The 22,556-nt window shown below is 70.6% G+C and carries 15 protein-coding genes; 10 read left to right on the top strand and 5 right to left on the bottom strand.

What is annotated here, in order from left to right; all coding sequences use genetic code 11:
- The first annotated feature begins 266 nt into the window (after positions 1 to 266).
- Together nirB and nirD are read left to right on the top strand one after the other, a co-directional pair.
- Positions 267 to 2,882: a nitrite reductase large subunit NirB gene (gene nirB, locus OG714_RS34020; protein WP_406126783.1), complete on the top strand. Its 2,616-nt coding sequence runs from the start codon at positions 267 to 269 to the stop codon at positions 2,880 to 2,882.
- On the top strand, positions 2,879 to 3,229 hold the full coding sequence (gene nirD, locus OG714_RS34015; RefSeq protein WP_406126782.1) for a nitrite reductase small subunit NirD: 351 nt from the start codon (positions 2,879 to 2,881) through the stop codon (positions 3,227 to 3,229). The genes nirB and nirD overlap by 4 nt, the downstream gene beginning before the upstream one ends.
- A 51-nt stretch (positions 3,230 to 3,280) precedes the next feature.
- On the opposite strand, the gene OG714_RS34010 is transcribed toward nirD, so the two are convergent.
- The gene (locus OG714_RS34010; protein ID WP_406126780.1) at positions 3,281 to 4,597 is read right to left on the bottom strand and encodes an MFS transporter; all 1,317 of its coding nucleotides are present in this window, start codon (positions 4,595 to 4,597) and stop codon (positions 3,281 to 3,283) included.
- 79 nt (positions 4,598 to 4,676) lie between these two features.
- Entirely contained in the window at positions 4,677 to 6,077 is a 1,401-nt protein-coding gene (locus OG714_RS34005; protein ID WP_406126778.1) for a M20 family metallopeptidase, read from the bottom strand.
- 176 nt (positions 6,078 to 6,253) lie between these two features.
- Between OG714_RS34005 and OG714_RS34000 the strand changes: the two genes are divergently transcribed.
- The 4 genes from OG714_RS34000 to OG714_RS33985 all read left to right on the top strand — a co-directional run bounded on the left by OG714_RS34000 (position 6,254) and on the right by OG714_RS33985 (position 9,970).
- Complete coding sequence (locus tag OG714_RS34000) at positions 6,254 to 7,183, top strand: LysR family transcriptional regulator (protein ID WP_406126776.1); 930 nt, start codon at positions 6,254 to 6,256, stop codon at positions 7,181 to 7,183.
- Between the two features lie 126 nt (positions 7,184 to 7,309).
- On the top strand, positions 7,310 to 8,449 hold the full coding sequence (locus tag OG714_RS33995; RefSeq protein WP_406126774.1) for an LLM class flavin-dependent oxidoreductase: 1,140 nt from the start codon (positions 7,310 to 7,312) through the stop codon (positions 8,447 to 8,449).
- A gap of 86 nt (positions 8,450 to 8,535) precedes the next feature.
- Entirely contained in the window at positions 8,536 to 9,120 is a 585-nt protein-coding gene (locus tag OG714_RS33990) for a TetR/AcrR family transcriptional regulator (protein WP_406126772.1), read from the top strand.
- A gap of 70 nt (positions 9,121 to 9,190) precedes the next feature.
- A complete protein-coding gene (locus OG714_RS33985) occupies positions 9,191 to 9,970 on the top strand; it encodes an SDR family NAD(P)-dependent oxidoreductase (protein WP_406126771.1) in 780 nt (259 codons plus the stop codon).
- Between the two features lie 39 nt (positions 9,971 to 10,009).
- Here OG714_RS33985 and OG714_RS33980 read toward each other — a convergent pair whose 3' ends face one another.
- Positions 10,010 to 10,936 carry an oxidoreductase gene (locus tag OG714_RS33980; protein WP_406126769.1) on the bottom strand — a complete coding sequence of 309 codons (927 nt, stop codon included), beginning with the start codon at positions 10,934 to 10,936 and terminating at the stop codon, positions 10,010 to 10,012.
- A gap of 173 nt (positions 10,937 to 11,109) precedes the next feature.
- Between OG714_RS33980 and OG714_RS33975 the strand changes: the two genes are divergently transcribed.
- Positions 11,110 to 11,610 (top strand): excalibur calcium-binding domain-containing protein, encoded by a 501-nt coding sequence (locus OG714_RS33975; RefSeq protein WP_406126767.1) that lies wholly within the window; start codon positions 11,110 to 11,112, stop codon positions 11,608 to 11,610.
- A gap of 157 nt (positions 11,611 to 11,767) precedes the next feature.
- Here the strand turns inward: OG714_RS33975 and ppdK are convergent, their stop codons facing one another.
- Together ppdK and OG714_RS33965 are read right to left on the bottom strand one after the other, a co-directional pair.
- A complete protein-coding gene (gene ppdK / locus OG714_RS33970) occupies positions 11,768 to 14,488 on the bottom strand; it encodes a pyruvate, phosphate dikinase (protein WP_406126765.1) in 2,721 nt (906 codons plus the stop codon).
- A 405-nt stretch (positions 14,489 to 14,893) separates the two neighbouring features.
- A complete protein-coding gene (locus OG714_RS33965; RefSeq protein WP_406126763.1) occupies positions 14,894 to 16,096 on the bottom strand; it encodes an ROK family protein in 1,203 nt (400 codons plus the stop codon).
- Between the two features lie 120 nt (positions 16,097 to 16,216).
- On the opposite strand from OG714_RS33965, the gene OG714_RS33960 reads away from it, so the two are divergent.
- From OG714_RS33960 to OG714_RS33950, 3 genes are all read left to right on the top strand, one after another.
- Positions 16,217 to 17,689 (top strand): MGH1-like glycoside hydrolase domain-containing protein, encoded by a 1,473-nt coding sequence (locus OG714_RS33960; protein ID WP_406126761.1) that lies wholly within the window; start codon positions 16,217 to 16,219, stop codon positions 17,687 to 17,689.
- Positions 17,686 to 19,623 carry a glycogen debranching N-terminal domain-containing protein gene (locus OG714_RS33955; RefSeq protein ID WP_406126759.1) on the top strand — a complete coding sequence of 646 codons (1,938 nt, stop codon included), beginning with the start codon at positions 17,686 to 17,688 and terminating at the stop codon, positions 19,621 to 19,623. The genes OG714_RS33960 and OG714_RS33955 overlap by 4 nt, the downstream gene beginning before the upstream one ends.
- Before the next feature lie 1,346 nt (positions 19,624 to 20,969).
- Entirely contained in the window at positions 20,970 to 22,538 is a 1,569-nt protein-coding gene (locus OG714_RS33950) for a sulfatase-like hydrolase/transferase (RefSeq protein WP_406132056.1), read from the top strand.
- Positions 22,539 to 22,556 lie beyond the last annotated feature (18 nt).

The raw sequence follows: 22,556 nt of genomic DNA, 5'->3' as shown, positions 1-22,556 counted from the left end.
TGCACATGAATCGGCGCAGCCCCTGTGAACTGCCGTGAACCGATGTCTCCAGCTTTCCGCCGCCGCCCGCTGTACACGATGGTGCCTGCACGGAAGCGCGGGGTTCGGTTAACCGAACCGGCGCGGACCGGGCCCGGCCTCACACTCCGCCCCCGGCGCGCACCCCGAACCCTCACACCCCCCGCGTGCTCCCGCTGAGGGCAGCGTTCCTCGCGGGAAACAGGTGGGATGCGGTCGGGTAACACCGGCGTCGCAGGCTCCTGGGCATGACCTCGAATCCGCGTGTGGTGCCCACCATCGTGCTCGTCGGCCACGGCATGGTCGGTCAGCGCTTCCTCGAAGCGCTCGCCGAGCGCGGCCTGACCGCCACGCACCGCGTGGTCGTGCTGTGCGAGGAACCGCGTCCCGCCTACGACCGCGTCCAGCTCACCTCGTACTTCTCGGGCCGTACGCCCGAGGAACTCTCGCTCACGGACGCGGAGTTCATCGCGGACCACGGGATCGAGCTGCACGTCGGCGACCCGGCGGAGACGATCGACCGCGTGTCGAAGACGGTAACCGCCCGCTCTGGACTGTCACTCGAGTACGACACGCTCGTCCTGGCCACCGGCTCGTACCCGTTCGTGCCGCCGGTCCCGGGCAAGGACGCCGAGGGCTGTTTCGTCTACCGCACGATCGAGGACCTGCTCGCGATCGAGGCGTACGCCAGGTCGCGGGCGACGACGGGTGCCGTGGTGGGCGGCGGGCTGCTCGGCCTGGAGGCCGCGGGCGCGCTGAAGGGGCTCGGACTCACCAGCCACATCGTGGAGTTCGCGCCGCGCCTGATGCCGGTGCAGATCGACGAGGGTGGCGGCGCCGCGCTCCTGCGCACCATCGAGGACATGGGCCTGAGCGTCCACACGGGCGTGGGCACCCAGGAGATCCTGACCGGCGCGGACGGCGCGGTCACCGGCATGAAGCTGTCGGACGGCTCCGAACTCGCCACGGACCTGGTGGTGTTCAGCGCCGGTGTCCGCCCCCGCGACCAACTCGCCCGGGACTGCGGCCTGTCGGTCGGTGAGCGCGGCGGCATCGCGGTCGACGAGCAGTGCCGTACGGTCGCCGACCCGCACGTGTTCGCGATCGGTGAGTGCGCGCTGGCTGCGGACGGCCGGGTGTACGGCCTGGTGGCGCCCGGTTACGAGCAGGCGGAGACGGCTGCGGCGACCATCGCTCGGGACGAATCGGCTTTCACCGGCGCGGACTTGTCGACCAAGCTGAAGCTGCTCGGCGTGGACGTGGCGTCCTTCGGCGACGCGCACGGCACGACCGCGGACTGCCTCGACGTCGTCTACTCCGACGCGCGGGCGGGCACGTACAAGAAGCTGGTGATCGGGCGGGGCGGCGAGCTGCTCGGCGGCATCCTGGTCGGCGACGCGGACGCGTACGGCACGCTGCGCGCGTTCACGGGGTCCGTACCGCCCGTCTCCCCCGAGCAGTTGGTGCTGCCGGCGGGTTCCGGGGGCGCCGTCCAGCTCGGTCCGTCCGCGCTGCCCGACGCGGCCGTCATCTGCTCGTGCCACAACGTCACCAAGGGCGCGATCCGCGGCGCGGTGACGGACCACTCCTGCACGAGCGTGCCCGAGGTGAAGAAGTGCACCAAGGCCGGTACGGGCTGCGGGAGTTGCATCAAGGTGCTCGGCCAGCTGGTCACCGCCGAGCTGGAGGCGAACGGCGTCGAGGTCGACAAGGGCCTGTGCGGCTGCTTCGCGCAGACCCGCGAGGAGTTGTACGAGATCGCCCTCGCGCTGCGGATCAACTCCTACCAGGATCTGCTGGATCGCTACGGACGTGAGGGCGCCCGGGGTGGCGACGGCTGCGAGACCTGCAAGCCGACGGTCGCCTCGATCATCGCGTCCCTCGCCCCGACGATCGGCGCGAGCGGCTATGTCCTGGACGGCGAGCAGGCGGCCTTGCAGGACAGCAACGACCACTTCCTCGCCAACTTGCAGAAGAACGGCTCCTATTCGATCGTGCCGCGCATTCCCGGCGGCGAGATCACCCCCGAGAAGCTCATCGTGATCGGCGAGGTGGCCCGCGACTTCGGCCTCTACACGAAGATCACCGGCGGCCAGCGCATCGACCTCTTCGGCGCGCGGGTGGAACAACTCCCGCTGATCTGGGCCCGGTTGGTGGACGCCGGCTTCGAGTCGGGCCACGCGTACGGAAAGGCCCTGCGCACCGTCAAGTCCTGTGTGGGCCAGACCTGGTGCCGCTACGGCGTGCAGGACTCGGTGCGGATGGCGATCGACCTGGAGCTGCGCTACCGGGGCCTGCGCTCCCCGCACAAGCTCAAGTCGGCGGTCTCCGGCTGCGCCCGCGAGTGCGCCGAGGCCCAGTCGAAGGACTTCGGGATCATCGCCACCGCGAGCGGCTGGAACCTCTACGTCGGCGGCAACGGCGGCGCGACCCCACGCCACGCGGACCTGCTGGCGAAGGACCTGTCCGATGCCGAACTGGTGCGCCTGATCGACCGGTTCCTCATGTTCTACATCCGTACGGCCGACCGGCTGGAGCGCACGAGCGTCTGGCTGGAGCGGATTCCGGGCGGCCTCGACCACGTACGGGACGTGGTCGTGGCGGACTCGCTCGGCATCTGCGGGGAGTTGGAGTCGCTGATGGCCGCGCATGTCGCCGGATACCGCGACGAGTGGGCCACCACCATCAACGACCCCGAAAAGCTGGCCCGGTTCGTGTCGTTCGTGAACGCGCCCGACACCCCGGACCCGGTCGTCGGCTTCGTCCCCGAGCGCGACCAGATCAAGCCCGACCTGCCCCTGCTGACCATCGGCATGCGGCCCCAGCAGACCGCAGACGTCCTGGAAGGAAGCGCCCAGCGATGACACTGGCTCCCGAGACGACCGACCTGAAGGTCCAACTCCAGCTGACCGAGGGCTGGTTCACGGTCTGCGACCTGAACCTGCTCACTCCCGGCCGCGGAGTGGCGGCCCTGCTGCCGGACGGCAGCCAGGTCGCCCTCTTCCGCGACCGCTCCGGCACCCTCTACGGCATCGACAACCGCGACCCGTTCAGCGGCGCGGCGGTCCTCTCCCGCGGCCTGACCGGCACCCACCAGGGCCGCCCGTTCGTCGCGTCGCCGCTGCTCAAGCAGCGCTTCGACCTGCTCTCCGGGGAGTGCCTGGACGACGCGTCGGTGCGGGTGGCGACGTACGAGGTGCGGGCGGGGTGACGACGCAGGAGAGGCGGTCGAGCTCGGTGACGCGCGAACCGCTCCTCCCCCTTACCGGATGCGATGCGTCCGCAGCGCGGTCGTCAGGGCCGCGGTGCTCAACACGGCCGTGGCCAAGAGGTAGTAGCCCGGTGCCACCGGCGAGCCGGTCGCCTCGATCAGGGCCGCGGCGATCGTCGGTGTGAAGCCGCCGAAGAGCGCGACCGTCGTGTTGTAGCTGAAGGACAGGCCCGTCGCGCGGGCCCGGGCCGGGAAGACGTCCGCCATCACCGACGGCAGCGTGCCGAAGTACACCGCCTTGAGGAGGGCGAGGGCGGTGGCGCACACCGCGAACGTGAGGAAGGACGGCGAGGCGTTGAGCCACAGGAAGAGCGGGACGACGCTCACGCCGATCAGCACCGCGGCCGGGATCATGATGCGCAGCCGGCCGTGGCGGTCGCCCAGCAGTCCCACGAGCGGAGTGACGAAGGTCAGGACGGCCCCGGCGATGAGCAGCGCGGTGAACGACAGCGAGGCGTCCAGGCCCAGTTGACCGATGCCGTACGTCGGCAGGTACTGGAGCATGAAGTTCAGCGCCGTCGAGACGATCAGCGCACCGCCGGCGATCAGCAGCCCGCCCCAGTGGTGCCGGAAGACCGACACGATCGGCGAGGGCTTCGGGGCGTCCGTTTCCAACTCCGGTGCCAGGGCCGGGGATTCGTCCATGCAGCGGCGTACGAAATAGCCCACCGGGCCGATCAGCAGACCGAACGCGAACGGCACGCGCCAGCCCCACGACGTCATCTGGGCGTCGGACAGCAGAGCCGTGAGAGCCGCCGCGAACCCTGCCGCCATGAGGGTCGACAGGCCCTGACTGGCGAACTGGAAGCTGCCGAGGAAACTCTTGCGCCGCTCGTCCTGCTCGACCAGGAACGACGTGGCCGCCCCGAACTCGCCCCCGGCGGCGAACCCTTGGATCAGCCGCGCGAGCACGATCCCCAGGGTCGACGCGATCCCGAGGGTCGAGTAGCCCGGCATCACCGCGAGCAGCAGCGTACCGAGCACCATGAGGCGGATCGACAACACCAGTGCTTTCTTACGGCCGTTGCGGTCCGCGTACGCGCCGAGCAGCAGCCCGCCGAGCGGCCGTATCAGATAGGTCACGCCGAACACGGCGTAGGCCTGCACGAGTTGGACGCCCGGGTTGCCGCCGGGGAAGAACGTGCGGCCGATGTACGACGCCATCAGGGCGTACAGGGCGAGGTCGAAGAACTCGAGCGCGTTGCCGATGCCGGCCACCGCGATGGCACGTCGTGCGGTGGGGCGGCTCGGTGCCCGGGTGTCGTCGGGGTGCGCGGACTGGGTGGGCTGGGGGGACGGAGCGGTCATCGGGGGTCCTTCCGGCGGGTGCTGGGGAGGGGTGTGCCGGACGGGGCGCGGGTGCCGAGACTCGGGAGCGAAAGGGGGGCTATGCGTGCGTGGGGAGCGGCCGGTCCGCCGGTGGACGGCCCAGCGCGTGGAACAGGCCGGCCGCCAGGACCAGGCCCTCGCGGGCGATCGACGCCAACAGGTGTTCGTCGGGGGCGTGTTGGAGGCAGCCGGGGTAGGAGTGGGGCAGCCAGAGGGTCGGCAGGCCGAGGACGTCGGTGAAGACGGCGTTGGGCAGGGAGCCGCCGATGTTGGGCAGTACGGCGATCGGACCGCCGGTGACCTCTTCGAGCGCGGTCCGGGTCCAGCGCACCCACGGGTCGTCGAGCGGGGTGCGGCTCGCGGCGAAACTGCCGAGCACCCGGACGTCGACCATCGGGTACCCGTGCTCGGCCAGGTGCCGGGCGACCGCCTCGGCGACCCGACCGGCGTCGGTGCCCACGACGTACCGGAGTTGGAGGACCGCGCGGGCGCTGCCCGGGATCGCGTTGACCGGCCGCTCGGCGTCTGCCGCGCCGAGGGCGAGGACTTCGAGGGTGTTCCAGGCGTAGAGCCGTTCGGCGGCGGTCAGTTCGGGCTCGCCCCAGCCCTCGTCCGGCAACGGGTCACCGGGCGAGGCCGCGACGGTGACACCGGCGAGTGCCTCGCGGACCTCCGGCGGGATCGCGGGCGGCAGCAACTCCGGTACGCGGATACGACCGTGGCCGTCGACCAGGGTGGCGATGGCTCCGGCCAGGGTGGTCGCCGGGTTGCGCAGCAGGCCGCCCCAGTTGCCGGAGTGGTAGGCGTCCGGCCGTAGATCGGCGGTGAGTTGGAGCTGGAGGCCGCCGCGTGCGCCGAGGAACAGCGTCGGGGTCGTGGCGTCCAGGCGTGGTCCGTCCGAGGCGACGAGCACGTCGGCGCGCAGCAACTCCCGGTGTTCGGTGGCGAATTCGGCGAGTCCGGGTGAGCCGATCTCCTCGCCGGACTCCAGCAGGAAGGTCAGGTTGAAGCCCAACGAGCCCTGGTCGGCGATGAGTAGCCGCAGGGCGGCGAGATTGACCAGGTGCTGGCCCTTGTTGTCGGCGGCGCCGCGCCCGTACCAGCGCTCGCCCTCGGCGGTCAGCGTCCACGGGTCGCGGCCCTCGCTCCACCGGCCCGCCTGGCCCTCGACGACGTCCGCGTGGCCGTAGACGAGCACGGTCGGGAGGTCGGGGGACTCGACGCGGGTGCCGATCAGGAAGGGGCCGGCCGCCGGATCGGGGTTGTCGTGGCGCGTGACCTCGCAGCCGAGGGCGGTCAGGGCGGGGGTCAGGAACTCGTCGAGGTATGCCTCAATGGCAAGGCGGCCCTCCGGTCGGGAACTCTCCGTGGCGTACGCGACCATGGCGGCCAGCTCGGTGAAGAAGGCACCCGAGCCGACGAACTCCTCGGCTTTACGGGCCAGTTTCTCAGGTATCACGGGAAGATTTCTCCAGGGAGGGCGGCGGTCGGGCGGGCGGTGCGCTCTCGTCGTGCCAGCAGCGTAGGGCGGATCCGGGCCTGCGACCATTGCCGTTTGTGACGTGATGCGTTCTACTTTCGGCAACGCATCGCGCGACCACGGGCGCGGCCACAGGCGTGACCACAGGGGCCCCTATGCAACTTCTGCCGGTGAACCTCGCCTACTTCCTGGAGGTCGCCCGCACCGGATCGGTGACCGAGGCGGCGCACGCCCTGAACGTCGCGCCCTCGGCGATCAGCAGGCAGGTCGCCAAGCTGGAGTCCGGTATCGGTGTTCCGTTGTTCGCCCGGCATCCGCGCGGGATGACGCTGACCGAGGCCGGCTCCCGGCTGCTGGCCCACGCGCGCCGCACCGAGACCGAATCGACCACGCTCGTCGAGGAGTTGAGGACCGGACGGGGTGCGGAGGCGCGCAGTGTCGCCGTCGCCTGCTCGGAGGGGTTCGCGCGACGGCTGGTGCCGCGGGCCGTCGCCGACTTCCGGCGCGCCCACCCCGACGTGGCCTTCCGCGTGGACGTCGTCGCCCGCCAGGAGGCGACCCGCCGCGTGGTCGAGGGCCTCGCCGACGTCGCCGTCACCTACACGATGGGCCCGCAGCACGACGTCCGCGTCGAGTGCGCGGTCGTGGTCCCGGTGGCGGCGATCGTCCCCCTCGGTCACGAACTCGCCGGCCGCGACCGCATCGGCCTCGCCGACCTGTGCGCGTACCCCCTCGCCCTGGCCTCACCGGGCACCAGTCAGCGTGAACTCTTCGACATCGGGGCGCAGTTGGAGGGGATCACGGTCCGCCCCGCACTGGTCTGCGACAGCCTCGCTCCGCAGTACGAGTTCGTGCGGGCGGGAGGCGGCCTCGCCCTGGTCGGAGACCTCGGAGACCTGGGAGACCTGGGCGGCGACGGGCGGGACACCGGGACCGAGGGCGTGGCGTACGTCCCCGTCGACCACCCGGTGTTCCGGCAGCGCGAGGCACAGGTGCAGACGGCGACGGGGCGGCGGCCGTCCTGGTCGGCGACACAGTTCACCGAACTGCTGGTGGCGTCGCTGCGGCGGGACCGGTCCTCCTGAACAACAACCTACACATGAGCCTCACAGCGGGACGTCACGCCCGTAACACACTTCCCTGACAGTCTGATCCGGCCGCGTGGGAGCCCTCCCACCACAAGTCGGCCGGAGAGAAGGGCAGTTCAGCACGTGAAGCTCGACATGTTCAGCGAGATCCAGGACCCCAGGCCGTGGGCGACCGAGGACCACGAACACCGGCGGATCACGGAGGCGGTCGAACAGGCCGTGCTCGCCGACGAGTTCGGGTACGACTGCTGGTGGCAGGTGGAGCACCACGGCGCCGCGGAGTTCAGCCTCAGCTCGGCGCCGGAACTGCTGCTGGCGGCGCTGTCGCAGCGCACCTCCCGGATCCGGCTCGGACACGCGGCGGTGCTGGCACCGGCCGAGATCAACCACCCTCGGCGGGTCGCCGAACGGGCCGCCTGGCTGGACCAGTTGAGCGGCGGCCGGGTGGAGCTGGGCCTGACCCGTTCCACCGCGCCGGAGTGGCGCATGTTCGGCGTGGACCCGGCGAGCGCCCGCGCCCAGACCCAGCGGGCCTTCGAGGAGATACCCCGGCTGTGGACGGGCGCCGGTGACCAGCCACTCGTCCCCGCACCCCTCCAACAGCCGCACCCGCCCCTGTGGCAGGCGGCCTCCAGCCCGGCGTCGTTCGAGGAGGCGGGCCGGCGCGGAGTGGGCGTCCTGGGCACGACCCTCTGGGAGCCGTTGACCCGGGTGGCGCGCCTGGTGGAGCTGTACCGGGAGGCCGTAGCCGATTGCGAACAGCCCGCCGGTGCCTTCGTCAACGACCAGATCGCGTTCTTCACGTTCGTCCACTGTGCCGAGACCGACGAGGAGGCGCTGCGGTCGGGCGCGGCAGCGGCGGCGGCCTGGTACACGGCCCGGGCGCTCACCTTCTTCGAGGCGGCGGACGCGTTCGTCGAGACGATGACGATCCAGCAGGGCATCCTGGCCGACCCGGCCGGTGGCGGCCTGACCGGCGCGTTCCTGCGCGACGAGGTCGACACGGCCCCCAACGCGGCCCAACTGGCCATCGGCCGCATCCTCCAGGGCGAGACCGTCCCCGAGGACGAGCTGTTCGAGGCGCTGATGGCACAGGACTCCCTGATCGTCGGCAGCCCCGACACCTGCCGCAAGAAGCTGCGGGCGTACGCGGACGCGGGCATCGACCGGCTGATGTGCTTCCAGCAGGTCGGGGCGATCCCGCACGAGCGGGTGATGGACAGCATTCGGCGGGTGGGCGAGCTCATCCCCGAGTTCGCGTGACCGGCGGGCCCTCCCGTTGGGCTTGTTCGGCTTGTCCGGGCAAGCTTTCTTGACTGAACGTTCTCGATAAACCTAGGCTGTCGGGCATGGCCAGGACCAAGGAGTTCGACCCCGAAGCCGCGCTGCGGGCAGCCCTGGAGCTGTTCTGGCGGCGCGGCTACGAGGCGACGTCGATGTCCGACCTCGTCGAGCACCTCGGCGTCGGGCGGGCCAGCATCTACGCGACCTTCGGCAACAAGCACGACCTGTACCTGAAGGCACTGGAGAGCTACGACCGGTCCGGACTCACCCCGATGGTGCGGGAGTTGTCCCAGCCGGGCCCCGCGCTGCCGCCCGTGCGAGCGATCGTACGGCGGTACGCGGCCGAGGCGGCGGACGAGCAACTACGGCCGCTGGGCTGCCTGGTGACCAACACGGCCGCCGAACTCGCCCCGCACGACACGGCCGCGACCCGGCTGGTCGAGCGCAACTGGGACCAGTTGGAGGCGGTGTTGCGCTCGGCGCTGGTGCGGGCACAGGCGCAGGGCGAGTTGCCCGCCGACCGCGATCCGCTCACCCTCGCACGCATGCTGCTGGTGCTGATGCAGGGGCTGCGGGTGGTCGGCCGGGCGTCCGGGGATCCGGCGCGGGTGCGGGACGCGGCGGAGCAGGCGTTGACACTGCTCGACTGAGACGTCCTTCTGTTCAGGGCCTCTTCTCATGTCCTTATATTGAACTGATCGGTCAAGAAAAGGGGAGATCATGACCAGCCGCAGCACACCAGCCCGCTTCTCCGGCAGGACCGCCCTCGTCACCGGGGCGGGCTCGGGTATCGGACGGGCGATCGCCCTCGCGTTCGCGGCGGAGGGGGCGAACGTCGTCGTAGCGGGACGGCGGCGCGAACCGCTGGACGAGACCGTCGCGTTGGTCGAGGCCGGTGGCGGTAAGGCCCTCGCGGTAACTGCCGATGTGTCGAAGGCCGTTGACGCCCGCGCCCTGGTGCGGGCAGCCGTCGACCGGTACGGCTCGCTCGACGTGGCCGTCAACAACGCGGGGATCTTCCGGGGCGGACGCCCCCTCGCCGACCTCACCGAGGAGGACTGGCGCACGCAGCTCGACATCAACGTCACCGGCGTCTTCCTCGCGCTCCAGGCGGAGATCCGGCAGATGCGCGCCCAGTCGTCCGGCGGCGCGATCGTCAACGTGGCGTCCACTTTCGGCGTGCACACGAGCAGCCCCGGGGCCGCCGCCTACGCCGCGTCCAAGGCCGCCGTGGCCGTGTTGAGCAAGGGGGCCGCCGTGGACCACATCCGCGAGGGCGTCCGTATCAACGTGGTCAGCCCCGGCGCCACCGACACCCCCATGGCCCTGCGCACCGGCGAGACGGAGGCCGACCGCGCCGCACGGGTTCGGGTCACGCTCCCCCTGGGCCGTATCTCCGCCACGTCCGAAGTGGCCGCCGCCGTCCTCTACTTGGCCTCGGACGACGCGGCGTCGGTGGTGGGCACGGACCTGGTGGTGGACAGCGGCGCGACGGCATGAGGCTCAGGGGCCTGGCCCGCATACCGGCAACTCGACGACTCACGCCTTGAGTTGGTCGTACACGACTCCCGTCAGTGCCTCCGAGGCAGCCCAAAGGCGTTGCCCCATCGGGTCGTTGAGGGTCCAGGGTGCCCGCCAGGAGGGTGCCGGTGCCCCGCGCCACATGGCGATACGGGGGCCGAAGAACGAATCAGGTCGTACGTCGGGGGCGGTGGCGGCGTAGAGGGACGGCAGCGCGCCAGCCTCCGCCGACTGGGCGAAGACCCGGTTGCCGACCTCCATGAGCCGCTCGGCGCCCCTGCGCCCCTCCGCCTGCGGACCGGCGGTCTGGAGGTTGGTGGCGGCGTACCCGGGGTGGGCGGCGGTCGCGACCACCCCCGAACCGGCCGCCGCGAGCCGCCGCGCCAGCTCGTGCGTGAAGAGCAGGTTGGCGGTCTTGGACCGGGAGTACGCGGTCCAACGGCTGTACCGGCGCTCGCTGTTGAGGTCGTCGATGTCGATGTTGGCGAGCACGTGCATGAAGCTGGAGAGCGTGACGATCCGGGCGCCGGGTGCGTCGAGCAGCGCCGGCAGCAGCAGCCCGGTGAGCGCGAAGTGCCCGAGGTGGTTGACCCCGAACTGCGTCTCGAACCCGTCCACCGTCGTGCCGTACGGCATCGCCATGACCCCGGCGTTGTTGACGAGCAGATCGAGCCGCTCGTACGGAAAAGTGGCCGCGAACTCCCGAACCGACGCGAGGTCCCCGAGGTCCAGCCGCCCGAACTGCGCCTCGGCGCCCGGCACTTCGGCCACGATCCGGTCGGCGGCCGCACTCCCCCGCACCTCGCTCCGACAGGCGAGCACGACCCGCGCACCCTTGCGGGCCAGCTCACGCGCGGTGACGTAGCCGAGCCCACTGTTGGCCCCGGTGACGACGGCGACCCGGCCGCGCTGGTCGGGGACGGCCTTCTCGTTCCAGCCGGACATGGGCGGCTCCCTCCGTAGACGCCTGACTCCCGGCGCACAAAGAGCGTACGAGAGTCGGCCCGACCCCGCTCCCCCCACACCGAGTGACGCCACCATCACAGGTTGGTCACTCCTCCTTCGCGCTCCCGGTCCCGGCATTACGTTCCATGCCACACCAGACACAGGGGGACGAGATGACCCATCCATACGCGATGCCACCCGTACCACCGGCGCCCCAGCCCGTCCGCCCGGCACCCCGGTGGGCCCGCAAGCGCTACGTGCTCCCCGCCCTCGCACTGGCCTTCCTCGTCGGCATCGGCGCGGGCGGCTCCGGCCAGGACAAGAAGACCGACACCACGGCCGACGCGAAGCCCGCGGCGGCCAGGCCCCAGCCGACGATGACCGTCACGGCCACCACGACGGAGACCGCCACTCCGGCGCCCGCGCCCACGGTCACCGCGACCAAGACCGTCAAGGTCACGAAGACGGTCACCGCGGAGGTGGCCGCGGGCAGCGGCTCCGGTTCAGGTTCGGGGTCGGGTTCCGGCTCCGATGACAGCGGCTCGGGCGGCGGCAGCACCTACTACACGAACTGCACCGCGGCCCGCGCCGCCGGCGTCACGCCCCTCCACCGGGGCGACCCCGGCTACGACTCCCACCTCGACCGGGACGGGGACGGCGTCGCCTGCGAGTGACGGCGGAGGGCGGCAGGCAGCGGAGAGGGGCGGTACCCCCGCACAGGGTGCCGCCCCTCTCCTCGTGATCCGGAACCGCCGCCGCGTCGGTGAGGGTCAGGATGACCGACAGCTGTCCCGGGGTTCTTGGATGCCGTACGACTGAATGCCGTACGGCCTACCGGTGATCGCTCCCCTGCGCCACTGAGGCCGCCCGCCCCGCTTCGAGCCGCGCCACCGGAATCCGGAACGGCGAGCAGGAGACGTAGTCCAGTCCCACCTCGTGGAAGAAGTGGACCGACTCGGGGTCGCCGCCGTGTTCGCCGCAGACGCCGAGCTTGAGGTCGGGGCGGGTCTCGCGGCCCGCCTTCGCCGCAAGCTTGACCAGCGAACCCACGCCGTCGCGGTCGATCGTCTCGAAGGGGCTGACTCCGAAGATGCCCTTCTCCAGGTAGGCCGTGAAGAAGGAGGCCTCTACGTCGTCCCGGCTGAAGCCCCACACCGTCTGCGTGAGGTCGTTCGTGCCGAAGCTGAAGAACTCGGCCGCCTCGGCGATCTGGCCCGCGGTCAGGGCGGCACGCGGGAGTTCGATCATCGTGCCGATCGACAGCTTCAGGGACGTGCCCGTCGCGGCCTCCACCTCGGCGATGACCTGGTCGGCCTCCTCGCGGACGATCTCCAGTTCCTGGACCGTGCCGACGAGCGGGATCATGATCTCGGCGCGCGGGTCGCCCTTGGCCGCCTTGCGCTCGGCCGCGGCCTCGGCGATCGCCCGTACCTGCATGGTGAACAGGCCGGGGATCACCAGGCCCAGGCGCACGCCCCGCAGGCCCAGCATCGGGTTCTGCTCGTGCAGGCGGTGGACCGCCTGGAGGAGTCGCAGGTCGTTCTCGTGGGACTCCTGGCGGGACTCCGCCAGCGCGACACGGACCGACAACTCCGTGATGTCCGGCAGGAATTCGTGCAGCGGCGGGTCCAACAGGCGGACGGTCACCGGGAGTCCGTCCATCGCCTTGAACAGCTCGACGAAGTCGGCCTTCTGGAGCGGGAGAAGGGCCTTGAGGGACTCCTCGCGTTCGGTGTCCGTGTCGGCCAGGATCAGGCGCTCGACCAGTTCGCGGCGGTCGCCGAGGAACATGTGCTCCGTACGGCAGAGGCCGATGCCCTGTGCCCCGAAGCGGCGGGCGCGCAGCGCGTCCTCGGCGTTGTCGGCGTTGGCGCGCACCCTCAACCGGCGTACGCGGTCCGCGTATCCGATGATCCGGTGGACCGCCTCGACCAGTTCGTCGGCGTCGTCGGCGCCCGCGTGCATCCGGCCCTCGAAGTACTCCACGACCGGGGAGGGGACCACCGGGACCTCGCCCAGGTACACCTTGCCGCTGGAGCCGTCGATGGAGATCACGTCGCCCTCCTCGACCACGTGACCACCCGGAACCGTCATCCGGCGCCGCTTGGTGTCGACCTCCAGCTCCTCCGCGCCGCAGACACACGTCTTGCCCATGCCTCGCGCCACGACGGCCGCGTGGGACGTCTTGCCGCCGCGCGAGGTGAGAATGCCCTCCGCCGCGATCATGCCGTCGAGGTCGTCGGGGTTGGTCTCGCGGCGGACCAGGATCACCTTCTCGCCCGAACGCGACCACTTCACCGCCGTGTACGAGTCGAAGACCGCCTTGCCGACGGCCGCACCCGGCGAGGCCGCGATGCCCCGGCCGACCTGCTGGACCTTCGCCTCGTCGTCGAAGCGCGGGAACATCAACTGCGCCAACTGCGCGCCGGTGACCCGCTGGAGGGCCTCCGCCTCGTCGATCAGCCCCTGGTCGACGAGCTGGGTCGCGATACGGAAGGCCGCACCCGCCGTCCGCTTCCCCACCCGCGTCTGGAGCATCCACAACTGCCCGCGCTCGATGGTGAACTCGATGTCGCAGAGATCCTTGTAGTGGTTCTCCAGCGTCTTCATGATCTGCATGAGCTGGTCGTACGACGCCTTGTCGATCTGCTCGAGTTCCGCGAGGGGCACGGTGTTCCGTATGCCCGCGACGACGTCCTCGCCCTGCGCATTCTGCAAGTAGTCGCCGTAGACGCCCTGGTGGCCGCTGGCGGGGTCGCGGGTGAAGGCGACGCCGGTGCCCGAGTCGGGGCCGAGGTTGCCGAAGACCATCGAGCAGACGTTGACCGCCGTGCCGAGGTCGTGCGGGATGCGTTCCTGACGGCGGTAGAGCTTCGCGCGGTCGGTGTTCCAGGAGTCGAAGACCGCGTGGATGGCGAGGTCCATCTGCTCGCGCGGGTCCTGCGGGAAGTCGCGGCCCGCCTCGGTCTTGACGATCCGCTTGAACCGGGTGACCAGCTTCTTCAGGTCGGCCGCGTCCAACTCGGTGTCGACGGTGACCTTCTTGGCCTCCTTGGCCTTGTCGAGCGCCTCCTCGAAGAGGTCGCCGTCGACGCCGAGGACGGTCTTGCCGAACATCTGGATCAGGCGGCGGTACGAGTCCCACGCGAAGCGCTCGTCGCCGGCCTGCTTAGCCAGGCCCTGCACGGACTTGTCGGAGAGGCCGATGTTCAGGACGGTGTCCATCATGCCGGGCATGGAGAACTTCGCCCCGGAACGGACCGATACGAGGAGGGGGTTGTCGGCCTGCCCCAGCTTCTTGTCCATCGTCGACTCGAGCGCGTCGAGGTGTGCACTCACCTCGTCACGCAGTGCCGCCGGCTCCTCGCCACTGTCGAGGTAGGTCTTGCACGCCTCGGTCGTGATGGTGAAACCCGGAGGGACGGGAAGGCCCAGGTTGGTCATCTCGGCGAGGTTGGCACCCTTGCCGCCGAGGAGGTCCTTGAGGTCCTTGTTTCCCTCGGTGAAGTCGTAGACGAACTTCACTACGTGGGGTTCTTTGTTTTCCGACACGGGTCTCGACTCCTCGGGACGCGGGTGGCTGCCCTGACGGCCAGGAACATACCCAGATCGAAGGCGTCTGGGTACGTCCACTTGCATGTCATGCGTCTGTAACCGGTAGTCCGCCAGCGGATCGAAAGTCAAAGCTCGGCAAGCGAACGACGCCGGATGTTTTCACTTCTTGAACGCAACGCCACCCAGGTACGGGATTATGCGCTCATACGAGCGGGTTGCGGCTCGCCTGTTTTCGATCGATGAACGATCAAGGGGTGGCACGGAGTGCCACCCCTTGGAGAAGTGCAGCCGCGCAAGATCCGCTCACCTGAGCGCCACCCCTATCAAAGGTGGCGAGAATCACGCTTCCACACCCGACCGGATTTCACCATCCGGACGGGTCTCCGGACGGAAATGTGAACGTCACATGCCCAGCGCGAGCAGCCGTGCCTCGACCCGCTCCGGCGCGTACAGGTGCTCCACGACCAGCGCCCCCGCCCCCACCAGCCCGGCCCGCTCACCGAGCCGTGAGGTCAGCACGTGCAGATGAGCGGTGGAGCGCGGCAGTGCCCGCTGGTACAGCAGCTCCCGTACGCCCGTGAGGAAGGAGGTGCCGGCCAGGTCTCCCGCGATCATCAGGACCCCGGGGTTGAGCAGCGTCACCACGGTCGCCAGGACGTCCCCGACCTGCCGTCCCGCCTCGCGGGCGAACGCGGCCGCTCCCGGATGCCCCGACGCCAACAGGTCCCGCACATCCGAGCCGGACGCCGCCGGCACCCCGGTCTCGGCCAGCCGTCGCGCCACGGCGCCACCGCTGGCGACCGCGGCGAGACAGCCGTAGGACCCGCACCGGCACAACGCCTGCGCGCCCGCCGGGACGCGGATGTGGCCGATGTCGCCGGCGCCCCCGTCGATCCCCCGGAAGATGGAGCCGCCGACGACGACTCCGGCGCCGATACCGGTCGAGACCTTGACCAGCACGAAGGCCGAGCAGTCGGGATGGCCGGTGCGCTGTTCGCCGTAGGCCATGAGGTTGGCGTCGTTGTCGACCAGGACCGGGACCCGGGGGGCGCCGGTGTGTTCCGTGAAGGCCCGCGCCAGGCGGCCCCTTATGTCGTAGCCGTCCCAGCCGGGCATGATCGGCGGCTGGACGACCCGGCCGGTCTCGCTGTCGACGGGTCCGGGGACGGCGAGCCCGATCCCGCAGACCTCGGACGCCCGATGCCCGGCCTTCTCCAGCAACTCGGCGAACCAGCGGCCGAGTTCGCCCAGTACGGCGTCCGGACCGTCCTCGATGACGAGCGTGCCGCCGTGCTCGGCGAGTATCTTGCCGGTGAGCGAGAGGACGCACGCACGCGCGTGGCGGGTGTCCAGGTCCGCCGCGAGGACTACAGCATGGGCGTCGTCGAATTCGAGAGTGATCGAGGGTCTGCCGCCCAGCGGGGAGTCCACCGGACCGCCCGCGCCCTCGCGCAGCCAGCCCGCGCGGAAGAGCCGGTCCAGGCGCTGGCCGACGGTCGCGCGTGAGAGTCCGGTCACCTGTTGGAGGGCACCGCGGGTCGTGGCACGCCCGGTGCGTACCAGTTCGAGCAGATCGCCGGCGCTCGCTTGACCTCGTCCAGTCATGCGCACCCCCTTGTGTTTCTCAACCCTGCATTACATATTGAGTTTTGCGTGTTAAATAGACGTAACCCTACGGTAGCCATGACCGAACCGGTCGGCACGATGTGTTTCGTGGAGTCCCGAGTGGATCGCACTGCCCAGCTCACAGCCCTCCCCGTGGAACGCACCTTCGTATACGATCCGCCGCCCTTGTCAGGTTCCCTGCACCTCAGGGCGGCTGCCGTACTGGAAGGGAACTGGACGGGTACCTCAACGGTCCCCTCCCACGGTCTGTATCCGCACCAGTGGTCCTGGGACTCCGCGTTCATCGCGATCGGTCTGCGGCACCTCTCGCCGCTGCGGGCGCAGACGGAGCTGGAGACGCTGCTCGCCGCCCAGTGGGGCGACGGCCGTATCCCGCACATCGTCTTCAACCCCTCCGTGCCGCTCGACGCGTACTTCCCGAGCCCCGACTTCTGGCGCTCCTCGACCGCGGGGCGCGCCGCGGGCGCCCCGCGCACCGTACAGACCTCGGGCATCGTGCAGCCACCGGTCCACGCGCTGGCGGCGTGGCTGGTGCACTGCGCCGATCCGGGCCTCTCCCGCGCGCGTGGCTTCCTCGCCGGTGTCTACCCCCGGCTGGCCGCCTGGCACCGCTATCTGCTGCACCGGCGCGACCTCGGCGGGGGCGGACTCGCGTCCGTCGTACACCCCTGGGAACAGGGTATGGACAACAGCCCTTGCTGGGACGCCCCGTTGAGCCGCATCACACCCGCCCCGGCCCGTTCCTTCCGCCGCGCCGACCTCGACCACGGGGCCGCCGAGGACCGGCCGACGGATCTGGACTACGGCCGTTACGTGCGCCTCGCGACGGACTACCGGGACGGCGAATACGCCGACGGGGCAAGCGAGTTCGCGGTGGAGGACCCGTCCTTCAACGCCCTGCTCATCGCCTCCGAGCACGCACTGGCCCGTATCGCCCGGGAGTTGGGCGCGACCGGTACGGCCCGGCACGCACGCGCGGAGCGCCTCACCGGGGTGCTGATCGAGCGGCTGTGGGACCCGGCGGAGGGCATGTTCTTCTGCCGCGACGTGCGGGGCGAGGGACTGATCCCCGAGCGCAGCGTCTCCGGCCTGATCCCGCTCCTCCTGCCCGACCTGCCCCGGGACATCACCGGCGCCCTCGTCCGTACGGCGTCCGGTCCGCACTTCGGGCTCGGCGACACCACTCAACTCCCGCCCAGTTACGACCTGTTGGGCGAGGCGTTCGATCCGCACCGGTACTGGCGCGGGCCGGCCTGGTTCAACACGAGCTGGCTGCTGGAGCGCGGCCTGCGGCTGCACGGCGAGCGGACACGGGCGGACGCGCTCCGCACGGCGGTCCTGGAGACCGCCGACACCACCGACTTCGCCGAGTACGTCGACCCGTACGACGGCGAGGCGTGCGGCGCGACCGGCTTCAGCTGGACCGCCGCGCTGACCCTCGATCTGCTTCACGAGCCCCCCGGACCCGGCGTGTCCGGCACGGTGCTCGGCACGTTCGACATGCGTGACACAGAACTGAACGACAGCGAAGTCAAGGTCGCCAGGAGAGTCAAGGGAGGGGACCGGGGATGACGGACCGGCATCATCTGCTCGTGCACGGCGGGACGTTCGCAGCCGTGGGCGACGGCGGGGACATCAGCGGCGTACGGGGCGGCAGTTCCCCGGACGGGTTATTCGTACGGGACGCCCGGCACCTGAGCCGCTGGCAGTTGACGGTCGACGGCGCGGTGCCGGAGGCGTTGACGCCGGTGGCCGACGGGGACATGGCGCGCTGTGTCCTCGTCCCGCGCGGCGGCCGCCAGGAGCCGCCCGCACACACGCTCTTCCGTGAACAGGCCGTCGGCGACGGCGCGTTCGTCGAATCGCTGAAGGTGACCAGCAACCGCCCGGTCCCGACGACGGTCCGGCTCGCGGTCACCGCGGACGCCGACTTCACGGACCAGTTCGAACTCCGCTCCGACTACCGCACGTACGCGAAGACCGGCGCCACCCGCTCCCGCCAAGTCCTGGAGGACGGCGTGGAGTTCGCCTACCAGCGCGGCGAATGGCGTTCTTGTACGACGGTCACGGCCGAACCGGCCCCCGACGGCGTCGAGGAGACCGGCACCGGCGCCCGCCGCATGGTGTGGACCCTGGACCTCGAACCGCACGGCACCGCCGAGTTGGCGCTGCGCGTGATGGCCCGCCCGCACGGCGACAAACGGGCCCTGCGGGTACCGCGCTCTCCGTCCGCCCTGAACGACCAACTCATCGCCCTGGAGGGCGAGTACGTCCAGGGCGTCTCCTTCCCCACCGGCTGGCCGGAGTTGGCGGCCGCCTGCGCCCGGGGCCTGTCGGACCTGGCCTCGCTCCAGGTCCCGGCGACGGGTCCGGACGGCGAGGAACTGCGCGTACCGGCGGCGGGGGCACCGTGGTTCCTGACCCTGCTGGGCAGGGACGCGCTACTGACCTCCCTCTTCGCGCTCCCGTACCGCCCCCAACTCGCCGCCGCCACACTGCCGGCGCTCGCCGCGACGCAGGCGACGGCCGTGGGCCCGGAGTCGGTGTCGCAGCCCGGCAAGATCGTGCACGAGGTGCGGCACGGCGAGTTGGCGCACTTCGGGCAGGTGCCGTACGGGCGTTACTACGGCTCGGTCGACGCGACCCCGCTGTTCCTGGTGCTGCTCGGCGCGTACGTGGAGCAGACGGGCGACACGGCCCTGGCCCGCCGCCTGGAGCCCAACGCCCGTGCCGCGATCGGGTGGATGCTCGACCACGGCGGCCTGACCTCACGCGGCTACCTGGTCTACCGCGCCGACCAGGGCGGCCTGGCCAACCAGAACTGGAAGGACTCCCCCGGCGCGATCTGCGGCGCCGACGGCACGCGGGCGAGCGGTCCGGTGATGGCGGCGGGGGCGCAGGGCTACGCGTACGACGCGCTGCGCCGCACGGCGTGGGTGGCGCGGACGGTGTGGGAGGACGAGACGTACGCGGCCCTCCTGGAACAGGCCGCGTCCGACCTCCGGGACCGTTTCCAGCGGGACTTCTGGATGCGGGAGCACTCCTTCCCTGCGCTGGCGCTGGACGGCGAGGGCCGCCAGGTCGACGCGCTGGCGTCGGACGCGGGACACCTGCTCTGGTCCGGCCTCCTCGACAAGGAGTACGGCGAGCTGGTCGGCCGCAGGCTCCTGGCACCGGACTTCTTCTCGGGCTGGGGAGTCCGCACCCTCGCCTCGGGCCAAGCGGCGTACCACCCGTTGTCGTACCACCGAGGTTCGGTCTGGCCGCACGACAACGCGCTGATCACGCTGGGCCTGGCCCGCTACGGCCTGCACGACGAGGCCCGCACGGTCGCGCACGCGCTGGTCGACGCGGCGACGGCGACCGGCCACCGCCTCCCGGAGGTCCTCGCGGGCTACGGCCGCGACACCCACCCGGAGCCGGTTCCGTACCCGCACGCGTGCGTGCGGGAGTCCCGCTCGGCGGCGGCTCCATTGGCGCTGCTCACGGCGGTCGGGGGCGCGTGACACAACGGTGATAAGGCGTTTGCCGGGTGTTTGCCCAGTTCCGTGAACAGGGGCCCGAGGCAACTCGTACGGAAGAGCGGCGGTCCTGCCTCCCCAGTCGGACCGCCACTCCACTCCGATCATGGGCCTCGCACGGAAGGACCTTCGGGTTGCCTCAGCACACGAGCACACGCCAGACACCGAATACGGCCGGGGCAGCCGATGGCGAGGTACTGCCGCCGGACACGAACGACGAACCGACACCGGGCGGCGCGATAGCAACGCCGGGGACCACACCGGAGGCCTCCGGCATCACCACGGACGCGGGGCCCAAGTCCGGGGCCGACGCGGGCAGTTCCGCGGTCGACGAGGGCGAGGGCGAGCCCGAGTTCTCCGAGGACACGAAGACGGAGACCAACCTTTCGGCGAACACCGGGAACGAGGCCAAGGCCGGCGCTTCCCCAGCCGCCGCGAGCAAGGACAAGGACAAGCCTTCCGCAGGCGCGGAGACGAAGGCCGGACTTCGCGAGGGCACGGAGTCGCGGGCCAACGCTTCAACTGGCGCCGGCAGCAAGGCCGAGGCCGGAACCTCCGCAGCCGCCGAGACGAAAGCCGCCCGCCTCGCGAGCGTCAAGAGCAAGGCCAGGCCTTCTGCCGACGCTGCGGCCAAGGCCGGTTCCCCCACAGGCGCCACGACCGAAGCCGGCGCTCCTCCCGCCGCCAAGACCGAGGCCGGTTCCCCTGCCGCCGCCGAGACCGAGACGGGTTCTCCTGCGGGCGCCACAACCGAGGCCGGCGCTCCTCCCGCCGCCAAGACCGAGCACGCCGAGGCCTCCGCGCCCGAACTCGCCGTAGAAACACCGCCCGAGGCCACAACGGAAGCCGCGCCCGGAACCGTGTCCCCCGCGACGCCCGACACCGCGTCCAGCGCCGTGAAGTCCCCGGTACCGGCAACCGACGACGCCACCGCCCCCGAGGCCGCAGACACCGAAGCACCCGACTCCGAGGCCGCCGAGAAGGCCACCGCGACCGCCCCGGGCACGGAACCCGAAGCCGAACCCGACGCCTCAGGCACCAACACGGACGCAGACGCAGACACGGACGCGGACACCTCGGCCGACCCCGTCACAGCCCCCGGCACCGACCCCGAAGCCGCCGCAGACACCGACCTCGACGCCCCCGACCAAGCCGCCACCCCCGAAGCCACCACCCCCCGCCCCAAACGCCCCGGCCCCCGTACCTGGAGCAGCCGCCTAGGTCTCCGGCGTCGTATTCAGGCCTGGCGGGAGAAGCACCCCGTAGCCGCGCTCACGTTCTCCTGGATCGTCACGTTCCTCGCGGCCGTGCTGGTCTACATCTGCCTCGAAATGCCCAACACGCTGGGGCAGTTGAGGCTCATGGAGTTCGCGCGGGTTCCGGCCGAGGCGATCATGGCGGCGGTCATTCTGCTGAGTCTGCCGCGGCGGCCCCGGATCATCCTGGCCGCGGGCTTCGGCGCGCTCGTCGGGGCCATCGCCGTGTTGAACATGTTCGACATGGGCTTCAACGAATACCTGGGCCGGCACTTCAACATCATCCTGGACTGGAGCCTGTTCGGGGACGCCCGCGGGTATCTGAAGGACACCTTCGGCGGGACGGCCACGCAGATCATCACGGTCGGCGTCATCGCCCTCATCGTCGTGCTGATCACCCTCGTCGCGCTGGCGATGGTCCGGCTCAGCAACGTCCTGGTGACCTACAAGCCCATCGCGACCAAGGGCACCCTGATCGCCGGCACGGTCTGGATCACCCTCACCGCGTTCGCGCTGGAGTTCCACGGCATCCCGCTCGCCGCCGACCACACCGCCGGAGTCATCAAGTACCAGGTGCGCGCGGTGCAGGAAACCCTGCGCGACGAGGCGGAGTTCAAGAAGGTCGCCAAGGTCGACGCCTTCGGCAACACCCCCGGCAGCCAGCTCGTCCCGGACCTCCGCGGCAAGGACATGATCTTCACCTTCATCGAGAGCTACGGCCGTAGCGCGATCGAGGACCCGATCATGGCGCCCGGCGTCGACTCGACCCTCGCCGCCGACACCAAGGCCCTGTCGAAGGCGGGCTTCGCCGCGAAGAGCGGCTGGCTGACCTCGGCGACGTACGGCGGCAGCAGCTGGCTCGGCCACTCCACCACCATGTCGGGCCTGTGGGTCAGCAACCAGCAGCGCTACCGCACGGTGATGGCCAGCGACCACCTGAGCCTGACCGACGCCTTCAAGAAGACCGGCGACTACGACACCGTCGGCGTGATGCCGGGCATCCAGAAGGGCTGGCCGGAGCAGAGCTTCTACGGCCTCGACAAGGTCTACAACGCCTTCCAACTCGGCTACCAGGGACCGAAGTTCAGCTGGTCCACGATGCCCGACCAGTACGCGCTGGAGCAGTTCCAGAAGCAGGTGCACAGCAAGCCCCGCACCGACGGCAAGTCGCTGATGTCCCTGCTGATCCTGACCTCCAGCCACCAGCCCTGGGCACCGATCCCGAAGCTCGTCCCCTGGGACCAGCTGGGCGACGGTTCGATCTTCGACTCGATCGAGAAGGACGGCAACAAGGCGTCCAGCGTCATCGCCGACACCACCAAGTCCCGCCAGGAGTACGGCAAGTCGATCCAGTACTCGGTGAACTCCCTCACCCAGTGGCTGGAGCGCTACGGCAACGACAACACCGTGCTCGTATTCCTCGGCGACCACCAGCCGATCGCCCGCGTCAGCGGCAACCACGCCAGCCGTGACGTCCCGATCTCGATCGTCGCCAAGGACCCCAAGGTCCTTGAGAAGATCGACAGTTGGAACTGGTCCGACGGCCTGCGCCCCGCCCACAAGGCCCCGGTGTGGAAGATGAGCGACTTCCGCGACAAGTTCCTCACGGCGTACGGCTCGACGCCCCACCCGAAGAAGAACTGAGCCAACCGGGTATCCGAC

The sequence above is a fragment of the Streptomyces sp. NBC_00989 genome (genome assembly GCF_045162655.1).
Taxonomy (GTDB): Bacteria; Actinomycetota; Actinomycetes; order Streptomycetales; family Streptomycetaceae; genus Streptomyces.
The sequence above is the reverse complement of the archived record's forward strand: the minus strand, read 5'-3'. Positions and strand labels throughout refer to the sequence as shown.

What these genes read in the sequence shown, in the direction of transcription:
- nirB (WP_406126783.1), top strand. Translation starts at nt 267, where the DNA reads ATGACCTCGAATCCGCGTGTGGTGCCCACCATCGTGCTCGTCGGCCAC.
- nirD (WP_406126782.1), top strand. Translation starts at nt 2,879, where the DNA reads ATGACACTGGCTCCCGAGACGACCGACCTGAAGGTCCAACTCCAGCTG.
- OG714_RS34010 (WP_406126780.1), bottom strand. Translation starts at nt 4,597, where the DNA reads ATGACCGCTCCGTCCCCCCAGCCCACCCAGTCCGCGCACCCCGACGAC.
- OG714_RS34000 (WP_406126776.1), top strand. Translation starts at nt 6,254, where the DNA reads ATGCAACTTCTGCCGGTGAACCTCGCCTACTTCCTGGAGGTCGCCCGC.
- OG714_RS33990 (WP_406126772.1), top strand. Translation starts at nt 8,536, where the DNA reads ATGGCCAGGACCAAGGAGTTCGACCCCGAAGCCGCGCTGCGGGCAGCC.
- OG714_RS33985 (WP_406126771.1), top strand. Translation starts at nt 9,191, where the DNA reads ATGACCAGCCGCAGCACACCAGCCCGCTTCTCCGGCAGGACCGCCCTC.
- OG714_RS33980 (WP_406126769.1), bottom strand. Translation starts at nt 10,936, where the DNA reads ATGTCCGGCTGGAACGAGAAGGCCGTCCCCGACCAGCGCGGCCGGGTC.
- OG714_RS33975 (WP_406126767.1), top strand. Translation starts at nt 11,110, where the DNA reads ATGACCCATCCATACGCGATGCCACCCGTACCACCGGCGCCCCAGCCC.
- OG714_RS33965 (WP_406126763.1), bottom strand. Translation starts at nt 16,096, where the DNA reads ATGACTGGACGAGGTCAAGCGAGCGCCGGCGATCTGCTCGAACTGGTA.
- OG714_RS33955 (WP_406126759.1), top strand. Translation starts at nt 17,686, where the DNA reads ATGACGGACCGGCATCATCTGCTCGTGCACGGCGGGACGTTCGCAGCC.
- OG714_RS33950 (WP_406132056.1), top strand. Translation starts at nt 20,970, where the DNA reads ATGCCCAACACGCTGGGGCAGTTGAGGCTCATGGAGTTCGCGCGGGTT.